The sequence below is a fragment of the Serratia sp. FDAARGOS_506 genome (assembly GCF_003812745.1).
Classification (GTDB): Bacteria; Pseudomonadota; Gammaproteobacteria; order Enterobacterales; family Enterobacteriaceae; genus Serratia.
In genome coordinates this window covers 3,223,980-3,243,286 of record NZ_CP033831.1, presented here as the reverse complement: position 1 = coordinate 3,243,286, position 19,307 = coordinate 3,223,980, and the positions used below count along the sequence as shown (strand labels likewise).

The 19,307-nt window shown below is 56.5% G+C and carries 19 protein-coding genes; 11 read left to right on the top strand and 8 right to left on the bottom strand.

Going from position 1 to position 19,307, the window contains the following annotated elements; all coding sequences use genetic code 11:
* Positions 1-12: 12 nt before the first annotated feature.
* Positions 13-330 carry a heat shock protein HspQ gene (hspQ, locus tag EGY12_RS15670; protein ID WP_033637900.1) on the top strand — a complete coding sequence of 106 codons (318 nt, stop codon included), beginning with the start codon at positions 13-15 and terminating at the stop codon, positions 328-330.
* A 57-nt stretch (positions 331-387) separates the two neighbouring features.
* Here the strand turns inward: hspQ and EGY12_RS15665 are convergent, their stop codons facing one another.
* Positions 388-801, bottom strand: coding sequence for a CoA-binding protein (locus tag EGY12_RS15665; protein WP_123894537.1), 414 nt, complete (start codon positions 799-801; stop codon positions 388-390).
* A 255-nt stretch (positions 802-1,056) separates the two neighbouring features.
* On the opposite strand from EGY12_RS15665, the gene EGY12_RS15660 reads away from it, so the two are divergent.
* Positions 1,057-1,722 (top strand): DUF2057 family protein, encoded by a 666-nt coding sequence (locus tag EGY12_RS15660; protein WP_123895610.1) that lies wholly within the window; start codon positions 1,057-1,059, stop codon positions 1,720-1,722.
* A gap of 121 nt (positions 1,723-1,843) precedes the next feature.
* The gene (locus tag EGY12_RS15655) at positions 1,844-2,302 is read left to right on the top strand and encodes a methylglyoxal synthase (protein WP_123894536.1); all 459 of its coding nucleotides are present in this window, start codon (positions 1,844-1,846) and stop codon (positions 2,300-2,302) included.
* A 33-nt stretch (positions 2,303-2,335) separates the two neighbouring features.
* On the opposite strand, the gene helD is transcribed toward EGY12_RS15655, so the two are convergent.
* Positions 2,336-4,390 carry a DNA helicase IV gene (gene helD, locus EGY12_RS15650; protein ID WP_123894535.1) on the bottom strand — a complete coding sequence of 685 codons (2,055 nt, stop codon included), beginning with the start codon at positions 4,388-4,390 and terminating at the stop codon, positions 2,336-2,338.
* A 166-nt stretch (positions 4,391-4,556) separates the two neighbouring features.
* Here helD and EGY12_RS15645 point away from each other — a divergent pair, with 166 nt between their 5' ends.
* Both EGY12_RS15645 and yccS read left to right on the top strand, forming a co-directional pair.
* Positions 4,557-5,009 (top strand): YccF domain-containing protein, encoded by a 453-nt coding sequence (locus EGY12_RS15645; RefSeq protein WP_049200455.1) that lies wholly within the window; start codon positions 4,557-4,559, stop codon positions 5,007-5,009.
* Between the two features lie 26 nt (positions 5,010-5,035).
* Positions 5,036-7,171 (top strand): YccS family putative transporter, encoded by a 2,136-nt coding sequence (yccS, locus tag EGY12_RS15640; protein ID WP_123894534.1) that lies wholly within the window; start codon positions 5,036-5,038, stop codon positions 7,169-7,171.
* A gap of 4 nt (positions 7,172-7,175) precedes the next feature.
* Here the strand turns inward: yccS and EGY12_RS15635 are convergent, their stop codons facing one another.
* A complete protein-coding gene (locus EGY12_RS15635) occupies positions 7,176-7,832 on the bottom strand; it encodes a TfoX/Sxy family DNA transformation protein (RefSeq protein WP_123894533.1) in 657 nt (218 codons plus the stop codon).
* Positions 7,833-8,061: 229 nt separating this feature from the next.
* Between EGY12_RS15635 and sulA the strand changes: the two genes are divergently transcribed.
* Both sulA and ompA read left to right on the top strand, forming a co-directional pair.
* Entirely contained in the window at positions 8,062-8,574 is a 513-nt protein-coding gene (gene sulA / locus EGY12_RS15630; RefSeq protein ID WP_123894532.1) for an SOS-induced cell division inhibitor SulA, read from the top strand.
* Between the two features lie 357 nt (positions 8,575-8,931).
* On the top strand, positions 8,932-10,011 hold the full coding sequence (ompA, locus tag EGY12_RS15625) for a porin OmpA (RefSeq protein ID WP_025159667.1): 1,080 nt from the start codon (positions 8,932-8,934) through the stop codon (positions 10,009-10,011).
* 101 nt (positions 10,012-10,112) lie between these two features.
* Here the strand turns inward: ompA and matP are convergent, their stop codons facing one another.
* Complete coding sequence (gene matP / locus EGY12_RS15620; protein WP_004928138.1) at positions 10,113-10,571, bottom strand: macrodomain Ter protein MatP; 459 nt, start codon at positions 10,569-10,571, stop codon at positions 10,113-10,115.
* 210 nt (positions 10,572-10,781) lie between these two features.
* On the opposite strand from matP, the gene EGY12_RS15615 reads away from it, so the two are divergent.
* The 4 genes from EGY12_RS15615 (at position 10,782) to fabF (ending at position 15,282) form a co-directional block, all read left to right on the top strand.
* The gene (locus EGY12_RS15615; protein ID WP_123894531.1) at positions 10,782-12,530 is read left to right on the top strand and encodes a Lon protease family protein; all 1,749 of its coding nucleotides are present in this window, start codon (positions 10,782-10,784) and stop codon (positions 12,528-12,530) included.
* 68 nt (positions 12,531-12,598) lie between these two features.
* Positions 12,599-13,117, top strand: coding sequence for a bifunctional 3-hydroxydecanoyl-ACP dehydratase/trans-2-decenoyl-ACP isomerase (gene fabA, locus EGY12_RS15610; protein ID WP_123894530.1), 519 nt, complete (start codon positions 12,599-12,601; stop codon positions 13,115-13,117).
* A gap of 363 nt (positions 13,118-13,480) precedes the next feature.
* Positions 13,481-14,008, top strand: coding sequence for a helix-turn-helix domain-containing protein (locus EGY12_RS15605; protein WP_123894529.1), 528 nt, complete (start codon positions 13,481-13,483; stop codon positions 14,006-14,008).
* Positions 14,005-15,282 (top strand): beta-ketoacyl-ACP synthase II, encoded by a 1,278-nt coding sequence (gene fabF, locus EGY12_RS15600; protein ID WP_123894528.1) that lies wholly within the window; start codon positions 14,005-14,007, stop codon positions 15,280-15,282. The genes EGY12_RS15605 and fabF overlap by 4 nt, the downstream gene beginning before the upstream one ends.
* Before the next feature lie 64 nt (positions 15,283-15,346).
* Here the strand turns inward: fabF and rmf are convergent, their stop codons facing one another.
* From rmf to pqiA, 4 genes are all read right to left on the bottom strand, one after another.
* On the bottom strand, positions 15,347-15,517 hold the full coding sequence (gene rmf, locus EGY12_RS15595; RefSeq protein WP_004928150.1) for a ribosome modulation factor: 171 nt from the start codon (positions 15,515-15,517) through the stop codon (positions 15,347-15,349).
* A 270-nt stretch (positions 15,518-15,787) separates the two neighbouring features.
* Positions 15,788-16,348, bottom strand: coding sequence for a membrane integrity-associated transporter subunit PqiC (gene pqiC / locus EGY12_RS15590; RefSeq protein WP_123894527.1), 561 nt, complete (start codon positions 16,346-16,348; stop codon positions 15,788-15,790).
* A complete protein-coding gene (gene pqiB / locus EGY12_RS15585; protein ID WP_123894526.1) occupies positions 16,345-17,991 on the bottom strand; it encodes an intermembrane transport protein PqiB in 1,647 nt (548 codons plus the stop codon). The genes pqiC and pqiB overlap by 4 nt, the downstream gene beginning before the upstream one ends.
* Complete coding sequence (pqiA, locus tag EGY12_RS15580; protein WP_123894525.1) at positions 17,978-19,294, bottom strand: membrane integrity-associated transporter subunit PqiA; 1,317 nt, start codon at positions 19,292-19,294, stop codon at positions 17,978-17,980. The genes pqiB and pqiA overlap by 14 nt, the downstream gene beginning before the upstream one ends.
* Between the last annotated feature and the right edge of the window lie 13 nt (positions 19,295-19,307).

The window sequence follows — 19,307 nt, the reverse complement described above, 5'->3', positions numbered from 1 at the left end:
CAGGAGGTCATCATGATTGCCAGCAAATTCGGTATCGGACAACAGGTTAGGCATAAACTGCTGGGGTATTTGGGTGTCGTTATCGATATCGACCCGGAATACTCTTTGGAACAACCCAAAGCTGACGAAATAGCGGCGAACGATGAACTGCGTTCCGCCCCTTGGTACCACGTGGTGATGGAAGACGAGGAAGGCCAACCGGTACATACCTATCTGGCGGAAGCGCAGCTGGATAGCGAGGCCCAGGAAGCACACCCCGAGCAACCATCGCTGGATGAACTGGCGGAATCCATCCGTCACCAGCTACAGGCGCCACGCTTGCGCAATTGACCGCGCCAAGACCTGAGAAACCCGAGAGGGCCTGGCATCGCGCCAGGCCCTTTTTATTCAGCGCTCCAGCCCCAAACGCGGAATTTCGATTTTCGGACAGCGATCCATCACCACGCTCAGCCCGGCCTGTTGCGCCAGCTCCGCTGCCTGATCGTTAATCACCCCGATCTGCAGCCACAGCGCCTTGGCACCGATTGCTATCGCCTCTTGCGCCACGCCGTAAGCCGCCTCTGAATTGCGAAACACGTCAACCATATCCACCGGCTGCGGGATAGCGGCCAGCGCAGCGTAAACCGGCTGCCCCAGCAGCGTCTGCCCCGCCAGTTTTGGGCTGACCGGGATCACCTGATACCCTTGCGCCAACAAATACGTCATCACCCCATAGCTGGGCCGCGACGGGTTATCGCTGGCACCGACCAGCGCGATCGTTTTCACCCGCTGCAACAGCAGGGCAATCTCTTGATCTTGCATCTTCAACTCCCGTTTATCACTGCGTCACTCTCCATTTCGAGTGTAACCGATCGGCATCCGCTCGGCTAAACGCAACATGAGGGAAACTTCAGCGCAATCTTATGGTCAGAGGCTGTCGCGGTTTAGCTGCTCATGGTCGTGTCTAATCGCGATAAAATATGTGAAAATGTAAACAAAATACCCAATTGATAAATTTTGACACAACCTGTGCCGTGTTCAACACTTAGGGCTACGTCACTTTATAAGGAGATAATGATGAAATTTGGTCTGGTGGTTGCGGCGTTGCTCAGCATCAGCATGCCTGCCGCGGCTACGACCCTGAAACTCTCCCCGGACATCGACCTGTTGGTGGTTGACGGCAAGAAAATGACAGGTTCGTTGTTAAAAGGCGCCGACAGTCTTGAACTGGATGGCGGACAGCACCAACTGCTGTTTAAAGTGACCAAAACCGTCCGCTCCGGCCAGCATACGCAGGCCTATGCATCCCTGCCGCTGGTCGCCACTTTCAATACGCAAAAGGTCAGCCAGGTGGCGATCGAACTGCCGCGCATCGAGAACGATCGCGATGCGCAACGCTTTGACAAAACGTTGAACTACCTGGTGGTCGATAAAGACGGTAACGCCCTGCCGTTTCGACATGACGTGCTGCATCCCGACAGCGTCACCTTCAATGCCGATTTGGAAAAGGTGATGACAGATTATAACCGCCAGAATCGCCCGGCCTCCGTCTCCTCCTTCGTTCAGATGAACGCCGGTAATCCCTCACCCCCCCCGCTGGCCGGCACGCCGCTGAACGCCCCGACGGTGACGTTGAAAGGAGAAAATGTGTCGGAACAAATGCTGCAATATTGGTTCCAGCAAGCCGACAAAGAAACGCAGAAACGTTTTCTGCGGTGGGCCAATAAACAACCGGTTCGCTGATCCTACCCGGCGTCTTTCCTCACAAGGCGCCTTTTCTTCGCATTTTCAGGTGCAAACGCTAGGCAGTGAAAAACAGTTTCAGTAATCTGTCGCACATCCCCGATTAGCGAAGGACATCGAGATGGAGTTGACCACCCGCACTATCGCCGCGCGCAAACACATTGCGCTGGTGGCGCACGATCACCGCAAACAAGCCCTGTTGGAGTGGGTAGAGAGCCACAAGGCCATTCTGGCGCACCATCAACTGTACGCCACCGGCACCACCGGCAATCTGATCCAGCGCGCCAGCGGCATTCCGGTCACCAGCATGCTGAGTGGCCCAATGGGCGGCGACCAACAGGTCGGCGCATTGATTGCAGAAGGCAAGATAGACATGCTGATCTTCTTTTGGGATCCGCTGAACGCGGTACCGCACGATCCGGACGTGAAGGCGCTGCTGCGGCTGGCGACCGTATGGAATATCCCGGTGGCCACCAACCGCTCGACCGCTGACTTTCTGATTGACTCTCCGCTGTTCAAAAGCGAGGTGGAGATCGCCATCCCCGACTATCAGCGCTATCTGCAAGATCGCCTGAAATAGCCCTCGCGGCCTGGCTGCCGCCAGGCCTGATGCCTACGGCTTTTTCTGCACCGGTACGCCAAGATCCTGCAGGTGTTCGACGAACACCGAAGGACGTTCACGATCCTGCAACAGCCATACCTGATGTTTGGCACGAGTCAACGCGACATACAGCAGACGTCGCTCTTCGGCATCCGGGAAATCCTCCGGCTGTGGCAACAGCACCTCTTCCAACACCGACTCGCGCGCTACGGCGGGGAAACCGTCACGCCCTTCATGCAAACCGGCGATGATGACGTATTCCGCCTGCTGCCCCTTGCTGGCGTGGATGGTCATGAACTCCAGATCCAGCTTGGGCCAGCGGGTGGCCGCCTTCGCCAGCGCTTCCGGTTTCAGATGATGGTAACGCGCCAACACCAAGATGCGCTCATCCGGTTTGGCATAGCCGCTCAGCTTGTCCAGTAAGGGCTCCAGTTGCTCATGCGGCAAGATTGCCACCGACTTTTTATTGCCCTTGCTCAGGCTGTTGAGCGGTTTTTTCAGCTGGTGCGGGTTCTGCTGCACGAACCGGTTGGCGACCTCACCGATACGTTCATTGAAGCGATAAGTGGTATCCAGCGCGCACTGCGCCCCTTCGCCAAAATGGGTGGCAAAAGCCGTGGTTAACGTCAACTCTGCACCACTGAAACGATAAATCGCCTGCCAGTCATCTCCCACGGCAAACAGGCAGGTCTGCTTGTTTTGCCGGCGCAGCGCCGCCAGCAACAGCGCACGCTGCGGCGAGATATCCTGAAACTCATCGACCAGAATATGTTTCCACGGGCTGACGAAGCGCCCCTTGTCGAGAATGTTGACCGCCTGATGGATCAGGCCGGAGAAATCCACCGCCCCTTCCTCTTTCAAGGCGCTTTTCCAAGCTTTCAGCAGCGGAGCCATCAGCCGGATGCGTTTCGAAAATAGATCGCGGATTTCTTCATCCGCCTGCTCAATCATTTCCGCCTGGCTACCGCCGTGCATACGCATCAGCCCCAGCCAGCGCTCCAGACGGCCCGCCAGCCGATCCGCCAGGCGTTTATCCTGCCAAAAGTCGCCTTCCGGCACTTCCCATTCCAGCTCTGCGCTCAACCACTGACGCCATCCCTTGGCCTGAGCTTTCTTCTCCGCGCACTGTTGCCGCCAATGAGTAATCAGTAACTCTTTGCGTGCTTTGGCATCGGTTTCCAACCGGCTGATGGCCGGAGCCTTGCGGCTGCCTTGTTGAATGATCTGCAGCGCCAACGCATGGAATGTCTTGGCCTGAATACCGACATCGCCCAAGCGCTCTTTGATGCGGTCATTCATTTCACTGGCAGCCTGACGGCCGAACGCCAACAGCAAGATTTGCCCCGGCTGCGCCTCCTGACGGCGCAGCAGCCAGCCGGCGCGCGCCACCAGCACCGACGTTTTGCCGCTGCCGGCCCCCGCCAATACCAGGATGGAATCCTCACCATTGACGACTGCACGGCTCTGGGAGTCATTGAGCGGTGAACTCTCGACGGTTTGGAAGAAATCATGGTGTTGCTCCAGCATGCGTTCGGTCCACTGCCGGTTGCGCTGTTCGACGCTGCGTTGCCCTTGCTGCAGCCATTGCAGACACAGGTGGTAATCGTCCCGGCAATTATCGAACTCATCCAGACGCGCCACCGGCATCGGCAACGCGGAGAAAGCTTCGCGGATTTGCTGCTGCAGCTTGCCCAGCTCAGACTTTTTGAACCATTTATCTTGCTGCTCGATGCGCTGGATCTGCGCCACCTGCTGTTGCAACACGCCGGCGCTGACCTCGCTCATTTCGGCACTCCAGTGTTGCCACGCCTGCTGCAGATAGTGATGAAAGCGCTGCGTTTCCTGCCACTCGGTGCCGTGCAACCGCACCACTTTTTCGTCCGGCAACTCAAACTCCAACTCGCCCCAGACGATGCCTCGCTTGCACCTGACCTGAATCAATTGATTAAAGGGGATCAGGTATTCATGTTTTTCCCCGCTCACCTCAACGCCGGCGTGCAGCAACCGCACGCGGTTATAAGGGTGCTGAGCCAGGTGTTTCCCCAGCGATGTCGCTTTAAGTTCCATATCGTCGCGCCATGACTATGTTGAGATTAAATAACGGATATCTGCCAGTTTACCTGCGATAAGCAGTGGCACTCTAGCGCTAAAAAAAGGGTAGAATAGATTTTGCGTTTTTATCGTGAATACGCCCGCATCGCGGTTTGGTCATCATTAGAGCAGAATGACGTCTATGCGTACTGTACTGAATATTCTTAATTTTGTGTTGGGCGGTTTCTTCACCACGCTGGGCTGGCTGATCGCCACGGTGTTCAGCGTGCTGCTGGTCATCACCCTGCCCCTCACCCGCTCCTGCTGGGAAATCACCAAGCTGTCGCTGGTGCCGTTCGGCAACGAAGCGATACACGTCGATGAACTGTATCCGGAAAAAAGCAATGCGCTGCTCTCCGCCGGCGGTTCGCTGCTCAACATTATCTGGTTGGTGTTGTTCGGTTGGTGGCTGTGCCTGTCACACATCGCCGCCGGTATTGTGCAGTGCGTTTCGATCATCGGCATCCCGGTCGGCATCGCCAATTTCAAAATTGCCGCCATCGCGCTGTGGCCGGTGGGGCGCCGCGTCGTCTCGGTAGAAATGGCTCAGCAAGCCCGTATTGAGAATGCTCGCCGCCAATATCATCAGCGTTAATTTTTTCTCCGTTTGAGGAGTTTTTCGTGCTCTCTTTTGCACCCGCAGTTCGTCGTTACGCCTACAACAGCAACCTGCTGTATCACCTGCGCATTCTTATTGCGCTGACCGGCACCACCGCCGTTCCCTGGTGGCTGGGCATTCCCAAGCTGACCATACCGCTGACGCTGGGGGTGGTGGCGGCGGCCTTGACTGATTTGGATGACCGCCTGGCCGGCAGGTTACGCAACCTGCTGATCACGCTGGTATGCTTCTTTGTCGCCTCCGCCTCGATCGAACTGCTGTTCCCCTACCCCTGGTTGTTCGCCCTTGGCTTAACCACCTCGACCTGCGGTTTTATCCTGCTCGGTGCCTTGGGGCAACGTTATGCCACCATCGCCTTTGGCGCGCTGCTGATCGCGGTTTACACCATGCTCGGCACATCAATGTACGATGCCTGGTATCAGCAACCGCTGCTGCTGGTGATCGGCGCACTGTGGTACAACCTGCTAACGCTGGCAGGCCACCTGTTGTTCCCCATCCGGCCGCTGCAAGAGAACCTGGCGCGCTGCTACGATCAACTGGCCAACTATCTGGATGCCAAAGCCAACCTGTTCGATCCGGACGCCGAGCACGACGCCGATCTGCCCTGGATGGATGTCGCGATGGCCAACAGCGCTCTGGTTGCGTTGCTGAACCAGACCAAAGCCTCGTTGTTGACGCGCCTGAAAGGCGATCGCGGCCAGCGCGGCACCCGCCGCACTTTGCACTACTATTTCGTCGCGCAAGATATCCATGAACGCGCCAGCTCCTCCCACGTTCAGTACCATGCTCTCAGCCGCCAATTCCGGCATAGCGACATATTGTTCCGCTTCCAGCGTTTGCTGAGCATGCAAGCACGCGCCTGTCGCCAATTGGCGCAATCTATCCTGCTCAGGCAAAAGTACCAGCACAACCCAAGGTTTGAACCGGCTTTCAGCCGCATTCAGGAGGCGTTGGCGCGCATCGCCGAAACCCAGGGTAATACCGAGCAGACCAAGGCGCTGGCGCATCTATTGAAAAACTTGCATGCGATCGATGCGCAGTTGGCCAATATCGAGTCAGAGCAGACGCTGGCCAGCGGGCAAGCTGAAGAAAACAGCCTGGCCGACGACCGCTTAACCGGCTGGAGCGATATCCGGCTGCGCATCAGCCGCCATCTGACGCCGCAGTCGGCCCTGTTCCGCCACGCGATCCGCATGTCGGCGGTGCTGTGCGTGGGTTACGCCTTAATTCAATTCACCGGCATGCAACACGGTTACTGGATCCTGCTGACCAGCCTGTTCGTCTGCCAACCGAACTATAACGCCACCCGCCGGCGCTTGGCACTGCGCATCATCGGCACCCTGGCCGGTATCCTTATCGGCCTGCCGATCCTTTATTTCGTGCCTTCACTGGAAGGACAACTGGTGTTAATCGTCATCACCGGCGTTCTGTTCTTCGCTTTCCGCACCGTACAATATGCACACGCGACGATGTTCATCACGCTGCTGGTACTTTTGTGCTTTAACCTGTTGGGTGAAGGATTCGAAGTCGCAGCCCCACGCGTTTACGATACCTTGCTAGGCTGCGCCATCGCTTGGGCGGCGGTCAGCTTTATCTGGCCGGATTGGAAGTTCCGCCAACTGCCGGCGGTGGTGGATAAAACACTGAATGCCAACTGCCGTTATCTGGACGCCATTCTGGTGCAATACCACCAGGGTAAGGATAACGGCCTTGCCTACCGCATTGCGCGACGAGATGCCCACAACAGCGATGCCGAACTGGCTTCGGTCATCTCCAACATGTCCGCCGACCCCAAGGCCGACAAGGCGCTACAGGAAGCCGCTTTCCGTCTGCTCTGCCTGAATCACACTCTCCTGAGTTATATCTCGGCATTGGGCGCGCACCGCGAGCGGCTGAACACTCCTGCCACGCTCGATCTGCTCAATGATGCCGTATGTTATGTAGACGGCGCCTTGCACCAGGAGGAACGGAACAGCCAGCGAATTACGCAGGCGCTGGAACAGCTGGCGGAGCGCATTCGCAAAGCCGTTCCGGAACCAGAAAGTAAAGAACAGCTGGTTTTGCAGCAGGTGGGACTGGTGCTCGAATTGCTGCCGGAACTCACCGCGCTGCACACTCAAATCAATAAGGCCGCCTAATTATTCAGGGCCCACTCGGTGGGCCCTGAATCACCGGTGCATGCCCATGGCGACGCATCGCCATCATATGATCAAACCAACGCACCAGTTCGTTATACAAGTCGCTCGGCAATGCTGCCTGATGATAACCGGCTATCGCCCCACCCAGCGACAGCAGAACTCGCAATCCCAAATTGGTCTGTTGTTGCAGCAGGCAAAGATAGCTGCGTTTCGCACCGTGTAGCCGCAAATCATAGGCGTTGCGGATACCCGCTCGCCACAGCAAGCGTTCCATGTTGACATCTATATTCGGTAGCGCCTTCAATCTTCCATGATCGCCGGCCTTGAGCCGCTGCTCCTGGCGCGCTTCCCTGACAGCTTGCCATGCCAGCCCCACCAGCTCATTACGATCCCGCCACAGAGACTCATCAACCCAGTAATAACGCAAAGTGATGGGCACACCACGCTTGGAATAAACCATATTGACCATGCCCCGGGCGCGAAAGGCCGGCTCCATGCTCGCCGTAGCCCGCAAATACAGCTCGCCTTCCGCTATCACTGCAAACATCACCCCCTCAGCCAACAACCCATAGCCGCCAAACTGCGACCGCGTGGTGATGGTACCCAACGCGGCGAAGCAATTTTTAGCCTGCGCGATTCTTCTCGTCGACATCCTTTTCATAGCGTTCCTCCTTTTTAGGTTCCGTTCGTATTATTTCTCTCATCAATGAAAAAAGTAACGTGAACAACTAATTAGGAAAATACGCACTATCCGCCTGCATGCCAATCACAAAAAACATCAGTACAAAAAATGATCGCAATTATGCGAGCCGCTACGAAAATTTGGGTTGATCTTATCCTAAACCAGAGGTACTGTATAAACATACAGTAACACGACGGGCGGGAACTTTATGCGTACTCAATCACTCTACCAACCTCATTTCAGCCATGGCTCTTTTACAGCGAATAACGTTGCGAAGAACACGGATGTCGGCAAAGAGAAAGAGAATGGCTTAATCAGTGAACTTGTTTACAACGAGCGCCAGCCCGCAGTGGCTCAACTGCTGCTGCCCCTGCTGCTGCAACTGGGCAAACAATCTCGCTGGCTGCTGTGGCTCACACCTCAGCAAAAGTTAAGCAAACAATGGTTGCAGCAGTCCGGCCTGCCGGTAGATAAAATGGTGCAGTTGAGCCAAATCAGCCCGGTGAATACGGTTGAAGCGATGGAAAAAGCGCTGCAAACGGGGAACTACAGCGTGGTTCTCGGCTGGTTGCCCGAGCTAACGGAGGAGGATCGTCTAAAATTAAGACGTGCGGCAGAATTGGGTAATGCCTATGGGTTTATCATGCGTCCTCAACGTGACATTGACCCGACTCACGGACACTGTTCCACCCTAAAAATTCACTCTTCTTTGTATCATTAAGTAAATTTAGGATTTTTCCCATCATTTTTGCACCCCGTAGAGGGAACCTTTACGGGATAAGGCGCGAAGCTAGTCCGGCTGCGGTTTGCCAAGCAAAAACGCCCAATGAATCGCCGTTTTTTTAGGCTGAGAATGTTAGCAAATATGTACGATTCCGCGTTTTTTTTTAGAGCCTTATCACATCACACTTGTAACTTTCGCGCCACGTTGTAGACTTTACATCGCCAAGGTTGCTCTATAACGTCAGAAAAACTGGCGAGTAACAAACGAGGGCTTAAACCTTGGCGAAGGAATTTAACCAAGGGCTTAAAACAGCTTTAAAGCTCATTGCCTATTTGGATGATAACGAGGCGCAAAATGAAAAAGACAGCTATCGCATTAGCAGTGGCACTGGCAGGTTTCGCTACCGTAGCGCAAGCCGCTCCAAAAGATAACACCTGGTACACCGGTGCTAAACTGGGTTGGTCCCAGTACCACGACACTGGTTTCTACGGCAACGGTTACCAGAACGGTATCGGCAACGGCCCAACCCACAAAGATCAGCTGGGTGCCGGCGCGTTCCTGGGCTACCAGGCAAACCAATACCTGGGCTTCGAACTGGGCTATGACTGGCTCGGCCGTATGCCTTACAAAGGCAGCGTGAACAACGGTGCTTTCAAAGCGCAGGGCGTTCAACTGGCCGCTAAACTGAGCTACCCAATTGCTGACGATCTGGACATCTACACTCGTCTGGGTGGTATGGTATGGCGCGCAGACTCCAAAGCTAACTACGGCAACGGCACTCGCCTGAGCGACCACGACACCGGCGTTTCTCCGCTGGCTGCTGTTGGTGTTGAATACGCACTGACCAAAAACTGGGCTACCCGCCTGGACTACCAGTTCGTAAGCAACATCGGTGACGCAGGTACCGTTGGCGCACGTCCAGACAACACCATGCTAAGCCTGGGCGTTTCTTACCGCTTCGGTCAGGATGACGTAGTTGCTCCAGTTGCTCCAGCCCCAGCTCCAGCTCCAGTTGTTGAAACCAAGCGTTTCACTCTGAAGTCTGACGTGCTGTTCAACTTCAACAAAGCAACTCTGAAGCCACAAGGTCAGCAGGCTCTGGATCAGCTGTACACCCAGCTGAGCTCCATGGATCCTAAAGACGGTTCCGTAGTTGTTCTGGGTTACACCGACGCCGTTGGTTCTGCTCAGTACAACCAGAAACTGTCTGAAAAACGCGCACAAAGCGTTGTTGACTACCTGGTCTCCAAAGGCATCCCGTCAGACAAAATCTCTGCACGTGGCATGGGCAAAGCTGATCCAGTTACAGGCAACACCTGTGGCTACAAAGCTGGCCGCGCTACCAAAGCTCAGATCGACTGCCTGGCACCAGATCGTCGCGTAGAGATCGAAGTTAAAGGTATCAAAGACGTTGTAACTCAGCCTCAGGGCTAAGTTTACCCGTCTAATAAAAAACCCCGCATTGCGGGGTTTTTTTTCGTCCTGCTGTTATCAGAACATTCAAGGCTTGGCGCAGCGAAGACACTCTGCCTCGCCTACTTGGGATCCTTGCCGAGAATCGCCTTCAAGTCTTCTTTCAACGATGACATCTGATTCGCATACTTCTCTTTGCGCTCAGCATCTTCGATAAGTTGTACAACGGTTTCCGACAGCGTGACGCCACGACGGCGCGCCAGGGCAGCCAAACGTTGCCAAACCAAAAACTCCAGATCGATAGATTTTTTACGCGTATGCTGGTGTTCTGCGTTAAAATGACGTTTGCGGCGGGCGCGGATCGTTTGCTTCATCCGGTTATCCAACTCCGGATTCATATGAGCAGCAATCCATGCAAGAACCTTTACCGGCTCATTTTCCAACTTCAGCAGCTCGTTAACCGCCTCCTGAGCAGCGCTGTTTTCAATGTAGCGGGTAATAAGTTCCCCTTCCCGGTGCTTCTTCACCAGGTACTTCCATTTCCAACCGCTCTCCAGATTTTCCAGTTGCTGATATTTCATCTTGAGCTCTTCAGTGACCGCGTAACTTCAAATAAGCATAACAGCTTTGCGCCGAATTTCCCCGGCAATTAAGCCGTCTTTTAGACTGTTTTTTGCACAGTCGTCGCGCGATGTCAAACTCCCTGATGCCAACGGGCACTCCGCATGTATCAAGCTGCCGTTATTCTTGTATAATCGCCCTTTCCCTTTTTAACGATTGCATCTAACACTTTGACCAATAACCGACTTGAATGGCAATCTTTATTGCCGGACGTAACGCCTTATCAGGCGATATTTGATACCGCCGCTCAGTTGGCACCCGTGCCCTTTTCCGCCATTCAGCCTCGGCTGGAAAATGCCCTGACGCTATTTTGCCACCCTCAATCGCCACCGCGATTCATGCTTTTGAAAGCGCAAGAAACGCGAGAGTACCTGGAACTGATCGCTCACGCCGTCAAACCGCTGCTGACGCAAAACACGGCGTTCCGTGGTAGCCACTATGTCATTCAGGGTGGCAAGGTCAGCGTAGAGCCTGCCAGCCGTGGCGATGAACCTTTCGCCGCCGGCGGTGCTTGCCTGTTCCAGGAGTGGATTGAGCCGGAGCAGCTGTTTGGTTGCGTGCGGATCCACAATGGCGACATTACCCTGCAGCCGGGCCTGGTGCACCAGGCCAACGGCGGCGTTCTGATCCTGTCGGCCCGGGCGCTGTTGGCTCAGCCATTGCTATGGCTGCGGCTGAAGCAGATGATCGGCCAGCGTCAGTTCCATTGGGTTTCGCCAGACGAAACCCGCCCGCTGCCGGTAGCCATTCCACCGATGCCGCTGGACCTGCGGCTGATAGTGGTCGGCGACCGTCACGGCCTGGCCGACTTCCACGACATCGAGCCTGAACTGAGTGAACAAGCGGTCTACGGCGAATACGAAGACGATCTGCAGCTGACTGAAGTCGATGATATGGCGCAGTGGTGCGGCTACGTCAATGGCGTGATTGCCGACCAGCAGTTGCCGACGTTGGCGGCCGATGCCTGGGCACCGTTGATCGTCCAGGCTGTGCGTCACACTGGCGATCAGGGCGTTCTGCCACTCTCACCGGTTTGGCTTGGCCAGCAGCTGTCCGAAGCCGCACTGTATGCCGAAGAGGAGCGCATTACGGCCAAAGCGTTTGAAGCGGCGTTGAATGCCCGTGAATGGCGTGAAAGCTATCTGGCCGAGCGCATGCAGGATGAGATTGAGCTGGGCCAAATCCTGATTGAGACCGAGGGCGAAGTGGTCGGGCAGATCAACGGTCTGTCAGTCCTGGATTATCCCGGCCATCCACGCAGCTTCGGTGAACCGTCGCGCATCAGTTGCGTCGTGCATCTCGGCGACGGCGAGTTTACCGACGTCGAGCGCAAAGCCGAACTGGGCGGCAACCTGCATGCTAAAGGCATGATGATCATGCAGGCGTTCCTGATCGCCGAGCTGGATCTGGATCAGCAGCTGCCCTTCTCCGCCTCCATCGTCTTTGAACAATCTTACGGTGAAGTGGACGGTGACAGCGCTTCGCTGGCTGAGCTATGCGCTTTGGTCAGCGCCCTGTCTCAGCAACCGATCACACAACAGATTGCCGTCACCGGTTCTGTCGACCAATTCGGCAACGTACAACCGATAGGCGGCGTTAACGAAAAAGTCGAAGGTTTCTTCGAAGTTTGTTTGCGCCGTGGCCTGACGGGCAAACAGGGTGTCGTATTGCCCGTGACCAACGTGCGCCACCTGTGCCTGCGTCAAGATGTCGTCGACGCGGTACGCGAGGGGCAATTCCATCTGTGGGCGGTGGAGAGCGCGGCGGAAGCCTTGCCTTTGCTTACAGGTTGCCTCTACTCTGATGAACAACAGCCGAATTTGTTGGCGGCCATACAGGAACGGATTGCGCAGGTGAGCCTGCAGGAACGCCGTCGTCCATGGCCGCTGCGTTGGCTCAACTGGTTCAACCACGGCTGATCGGACTTGTTCAGCGTACACGTGTTAGCTAACCTGCGTCCTTCATTAAAATAAGGCTTACTGAGAACATGGTAGATAAACGCGATTCCTATACAAAAGAAGACCTCGAAGCATCCGGCCGTGGCGAGCTGTTCGGCGCCGGTGGCCCACCGTTGCCGGCAGGTAACATGTTGATGATGGACCGCGTGGTCAAAATGAGCGAAGACGGCGGGACTCACAACAAAGGTTATGTGGAAGCGGAGCTGGATATTAATCCGGACCTATGGTTCTTCGGTTGCCACTTTATCGGCGATCCAGTCATGCCGGGCTGCCTGGGCCTGGATGCGATGTGGCAGTTGGTCGGTTTCTATCTCGGTTGGTTGGGTGGCGAAGGTAAAGGCCGCGCGCTGGGCGTCGGTGAAGTCAAGTTTACCGGCCAGGTGCTGCCAACCGCGAAGAAGGTGACGTACCGTATTAACTTCAAGCGCGTCATCACCCGCAAGCTGATCATGGGCGTCGCCGATGGTGAAGTGCTGGTTGACGGTGAAGTGATCTATACCGCCACCGATCTGAAAGTGGGCCTGTTCAAAGATACCACCGCGTTCTAATCACGCTGACGAGAAGGCGGCCACTGCCTACTCTTCTAACGCTGTTCGCATGCCATCACATTCGATGTGATGGCATTTCTTTCTCTTATCCTTTCCCCTGCTTTCGGCTTTCAAAGACCACTCGCATCTCTTTTTTACCGCCATCGGCGCAGCTGAAACGCGATCCACCTGCACGAATAGAGCATTACGGAAAATGTCCTTTTCTAATCGGGCTATCAACTTCATTGGGTAGAACTCTGTTGTCTTTTAGCTGATGCGCAGTTGGGCGAGCGGTTTTTTTGCATCCGGTTATTCTCTTGCCTCTCAAGATCCCCTAACATGACTAGCAACGTAACTACAATTATTGTACTTAGTGAGGAAAGTATGCAAAAAACCCGCTTTAGCGATGCGCCTTGCCCCGTAGCGCGTGCATTGGATCGCGTGGGGGAATGGTGGAGCATCCTGATCCTTCGCGATGCCTTTCAGGGGTTGTCCCGGTTCGACGAATTCCAACAAAGTCTGGGGATGTCACCTACGCTACTGGCACGTCGCCTGAAGGATCTGGTGGCCCACGGCATTCTATATAAGGAACGTTATCAAACGCGGCCGGTGCGTTATCACTACCTGCTTACTGAACGCGGCAACGATTTTCTCCCGGTGTTGGCGGCGCTCTCCCAATGGGGCAACCGTCATCTGACCGATGGGGACGTCAGCGCCTTGTTGGTCGACGGACGCAACGATCGGCCGATCCAAGTCCAGTTGGTCAATCGTGATACCCAACAGCCGGTGCCGCCGCAGTTCATTACGCTAGCGCCAGGGCCGGCGGCAAGCGACGGCATACATCAACGTGCCGAATTGATGCGGCAGCGGCGCCTCGCCGATTTACCCGAATTTACCAAGGAGCCATCATGAGCAATCGTCGTATCGTCATTACCGGCATGGGCGCCGTTTCACCGCTAGGGTGCGGTGTTGAAGCCATCTGGCAACGTTTATTAAAAGGAGAATCCGGCATTCGCGCCTTGCCTGGCGAGATCGTTGCAGATTTACCGGTCAAGGTCGGAGGACAGGTCCCGGAGCTGGCGCAAGATGCTGAAGCGGGCTTCAACCCCGACGCCTCCGTCGCCCCCAAGGACCAAAAGAAAATGGATCGCTTTATCCTGTTTGCCATGGCGGCAGCGGACGAAGCCATTCGTCAGGCCGGCTGGATAGCCGATACGGAGGAAAAACAAGAGCGCACCGCCACCGTCATTGCCTCGGGCATTGGCGGTTTCCCGGCGATTGCCCAGGCAGTACGCACAACCGACAGCCGCGGCGCCAAGCGGCTGTCGCCATTCACCATCCCCTCATTCCTGGTCAATCTGGCGGCCGGCCACGTTTCAATCAAACACCACTTCAAGGGGCCTATTGGCGCGCCGGTCACCGCCTGTGCCGCCGGCGTGCAAGCCATTGGCGACGCAGTGCGTATGATCCGCAATGATGAAGCCGATATCGCCGTGTGCGGCGGTACCGAAGCCGCTATAGATACCGTCAGCCTGGGCGGGTTCGCCGCCGCGCGCGCCATGTCCACCGCTCCGGCCGAATTGGCGCAACAGGCCTCTCGGCCCTTCGACAGCGCCCGGGACGGATTTGTCATGGGGGAAGGCGCCGGCATGCTGGTCATTGAAACGCTGGAACACGCGCTGGCGCGCGGCGCCACCCCGCTCGCGGAAATCGTCGGCTATGGCACCAGCGCCGACGCCTACCATATGACATCCGGCGCTGAAGACGGCAACGGCGCCTATCGAGCGATGAAAATCGCGTTGAAGCAGGCGAATGTCGTTCCCGAGGAGGTACAGCATTTAAATGCGCACGCGACGTCGACACCCGTAGGGGATTTGGGCGAAATCAACGCCATCAAACACCTGTTTGGCACGGCCGGGACTGTCGCCGTGACCTCGACAAAATCAGCGACCGGGCACCTGCTGGGCGCCGCCGGCGGGCTGGAAACCATCTTTACCGCCTTGGCTCTGCGCGATCAGATAGCCCCTGCCACGCTAAATCTGGATAACCCCGACCCGGCGGCGGCAGGTTTGCATCTGGTCGCGAAACAGGCGAAATCGATGAACATGACCTACGCCTTATCAAACGGCTTCGGCTTTGGCGGCGTGAATGCGAGTATTTTGTTGAAACGCTGGCGGGATGAATAAGCGCCTGAAACAAAAACCTCCGCCAAGGGGCGGAGGTTATTCCTTTTATTTGACAGGGAGCCGCTTAAGCGGTCACAGCCCTGTCTTCCATGGCTTCTCGCCAACCTCCCAGCCATTGAGACCGGGCGTCCACTGATGATTGGTAGGGACAATGTTCCCTGGAACGCCCTAAAATACCTGCCTGATACCCTCTCGAATGCGCCCTTTCCAGACGATCGCGTTTCTGTCTCTTCATGCCTCGTTTCCCTCATTTTGGTCTGGTGGAAAGAAAACAATGGCTGCTTTTTGCGCAGCCACGAGTAATCAATAGCGCTAAAAGAAGAGAAGATCAATGCGCAAAATTCACGCCAATGTCATATTTGTGAGCTACGCCCGAGGAAAACGCTAAGTGGCTGATCTGCAGAGGAAGGAGTTAACCAATTGAAATGAAATAAAAATCCCTGCCAGCGAGAAAAAATGACTTTTCACGCTGACAGGGATTAGACGATTTTAGACCAAATTATGACTAAATGCCGCCCATCTGTGCTGCGATAGCCTGAGCTTCCTGCTGCCAGCCCTGTGCCAGCGTGCGTACCAGGGCATCATAGCCATCCTCACCCTGTTTCAATTCCAGGCTGAAAGGCCGTTTGATCAAACGCCCCTGGCGGTTCAGTACCCACTCGCCGCGAACGATCGCCTTGCCGTCAAAGCGGCCGTGGAAGCCGCTGATGGTCACGTTCAACACATCCTGATCGCTGCTCATCGGCTGCGAAGAGACCACCCAGCCCGGCAGCGCGCTGCTCAGGTTGGTGACCAGCGTTTGCTGCAGCTGCTGGTCGAGCGGGCTGGCCCACAGGTTATTCTGCGCAATCACATACTGCACGTCGTTGGTCTGATACACCACGCCACTCTGCGCCAAATAATCCGCCACGCTCACGTGCTCCAGCCACAGCTGGCGCGTGGAGGCGCCGCTGCTGGTGGCCGCGGCCGGCGCACCCAGCGCCGGCAACTGATAGTAGGTCTTCTGTGGCGAACTGCTGCAGGCGCTGAGCAACAACGCCAGGGCTACCGGGATCCATTTCATCATTTCGTGGCCTTCTTCGGCTGAGGGTCAGTGCTGCCGGCGGCTTCAAACACCAGCGCGTTGCTCTTCTCATTCAGGGTGCGCAGCACCGGTTGCAGCTCACGCAACACCTGGTCGAGACGCTGCATATCGCCCACCATCTTATTGTAAGCCGGTGAACCAGGCTGGAACCCTTTCATGCTGCGGTTCAGCTCCAGCAGCGTTTTCTGCATGTCCTGCGGCAGCGCCTGCATCTCTTTGCTGGCGATGATGTCGTTCAGCGACTTCATGGTCTGCTGCGTCGACTTCATGGTTTTCTGGCTTTCCGCCAGCGTCTTGGTCGCTTCGTTGATCATCGGATTGATCGGCATCGCGTTGATCTTGTCCAGCGTCTGCATCAGTTTCTGCTGGATCTGCGCCAGACCGCCGCTGGTGGTCGGCATCAGCGGATAACCGAACAGCTCGCGCGGCCCTTTCCACGGTTTCTCCTGCGGATAGAAGTCGAGATCGATATACAGCGAACCGGTCAGCAGGTTGGCGGATTTCATCGAGGCGCGCATGCCGCGGGATTCCGCATCTTTCAGGTGCCCTTCAATATCGAAGTTGCCACCCAGCTGTTTCTGGAAGCGATCCGGTTCAATGCGGATCAGCACCGGAATGCGATAATCGTTATCCAGACGTTGCGCCATGCCGTCTTTATAGAACGGCACCTGTGCCACCGTGCCCAGGCGGATGCCGCGGAACTCGACCGGCGCGCCCGGCTGCAGGCCGCGTACCGAATCGGAGAAGAACAGCAGGTAGTCCTTATGCACGGTATACAGCGAATCCTGCGTGCTGCGCTGGTTGTCGAACAGCTGGTACTCCGCCTTCTCTTTCGCCTGTTCGCCGCGATCCCAGCCGTCCGGCACGTCGAAGCTGACGCCGCCGCTGAATAGCGTGGTCAACGAGCCCATCTCCACCCGCATGCCCTGCGCCGACATGTCAAACGCCACGCCGCTGTCTTTCCAGAAGCGCACGTTGGTGGTGACCAACTGATCGTAAGGCGCGGTGATGAACAGCTGATAGCGCATGGCGCGCTCTTTCGGATCGAAGTAGCTGGTCTCCACCGACCCGACGCGGTAGCCGCGGAACAGCACCGGATCGCCGGCGTTGAGCTGGCCCGATTTTTCGCTGTCCAGCACGATGCGCAACCCTTTGGCGTCCGGAGAGGCCAGCGGCGGCGCATCGAGCAGCTGATAGTTGTCTTTGCCGTCTTTGCCCTTGTTGCCCGGCTGCAGTTCGATATAGGCGCCGGACAGCAGCGTGCCCAGCCCGGAGACGCCTTCACGGCCGATCTGCGGCTTCACCACCCAGAAGGCAGAGTCCTGACGCAGCAATTTTTCCATGCCGGAATTGAGGCGCGCCTGTACCATCACCTTGCTTAAATCATCGCTCAGCGTGACGGTTTCCACCACGCCGACATCCACACTGCGGCTTTTGATTTTGGTTTTACCCGCTTCCAGCCCTTCCGCCGTCGTGGTCACCAGCGTCACCACCGGCCCCTGATGGCTGAAGTGATAAAACAGGATCCAGGCGCCGATCAGCGCGGTCACGATGGGAATGATCCACACCGGCGACCAGCGTTTGATCTTCTCAACGTCTGCGACGCTATGATTATTTTCCGTCACCTTGCGGCTCCTTGTTGATTGTTTCACTTGCGCGATCCCAGGTCAGCCGGGGATCAAATGTCATGGCGGCGAACATGGTGAGGATCACCACCAGCGCGAACAGCACGGCGCCCGTCGCGGGATAAATGCTCATCAACTGCCCCATTCGCACCAGCGCCGACAATACGGCGATCACAAACACGTCGATCATCGACCAACGGCCAACGAATTCGACCACTTCATAAATCAGATGCATGCGCTCACTGTCGGCACGCGGTTTCTTCCTGCCGTTGGCATCCCAGCACAACCAACCGATCGCCAGCATTTTCAGCGACGGCACCATGATGCTGGCGATGAAAATCACCATCGCCACCGGGTAAGAACCGTCCCCCCACAGCAGGATCACCCCTGCCATGATGGTGGAGTTCATCTTGTTGCCCAGCGCCTCGGTCACCATGATGGGCATCAGGTTGGCCGGAATATACAGCATGACAGAGGTCACCAGCAGCGCCAGCGTCCACTGCAGGCTGTGACGGCGGCGCACATAGCCCTTGGTGTGGCAGCGCGGGCAGCTCACCTGATTGGCCGGCAGGATTGCCGTACAGCAGGCGCAGGAACGCACGCCCTGACGCATGCCGGTGCGCCCCACCGTCAGCGGGCGATCGATACGCGGTGCCGGTTCGATATCCTGCCACAGCCAGCGCCGATCCACGCACTGGAAGGCACGCACCTGCAGCAGGCAGAACAGGCAATAAGGCACGAAGCTGCTGCCGATGCCAATATCACCGTAGGCCATCAGCTTGACGAAGCTGACCAGCACCCCGGCGAGGAAAATTTCCACCATGCACCAGGTCTTGAACTGAAACAGCACCCTGGCCATCCACTCTTTTAGCCCCAGCGGCAAACGCACTTTGGCGCACAGCAGGATGATCGCCACCATGCAAAACGCCGGGATCAGCTGCACGAACACCATAAACAGCGTGGCCATGCTGGCGTAGTCTTCCGCCACCATGACTTCCGGGATTTGAATCAGCCGGATCTCGTTGCCGAGGCCGGCGACGCGCATGTTGATAAACGGGAAAATGTTGGCCAGCACCAGCATGAACAAGGCGCTGAGAGCGTAACCTATCGGCCGCTTGCGCGGCTCGTCCCAGCGGGCGCTGAGCGTGGTTTTGCAGCGCGGGCACACCGCTTTGCTGCCATAAGCCAGTGGCGGTAGCGCCACCAGCATGTCGCACTGCGGGCACAGCATCAGATTATCCTGGTGCTCCGCCGCAGGTGCGGAATGACTATGCTGCTGATGATTGTTGTGGGAACACACCATATTCCTCCTCAAT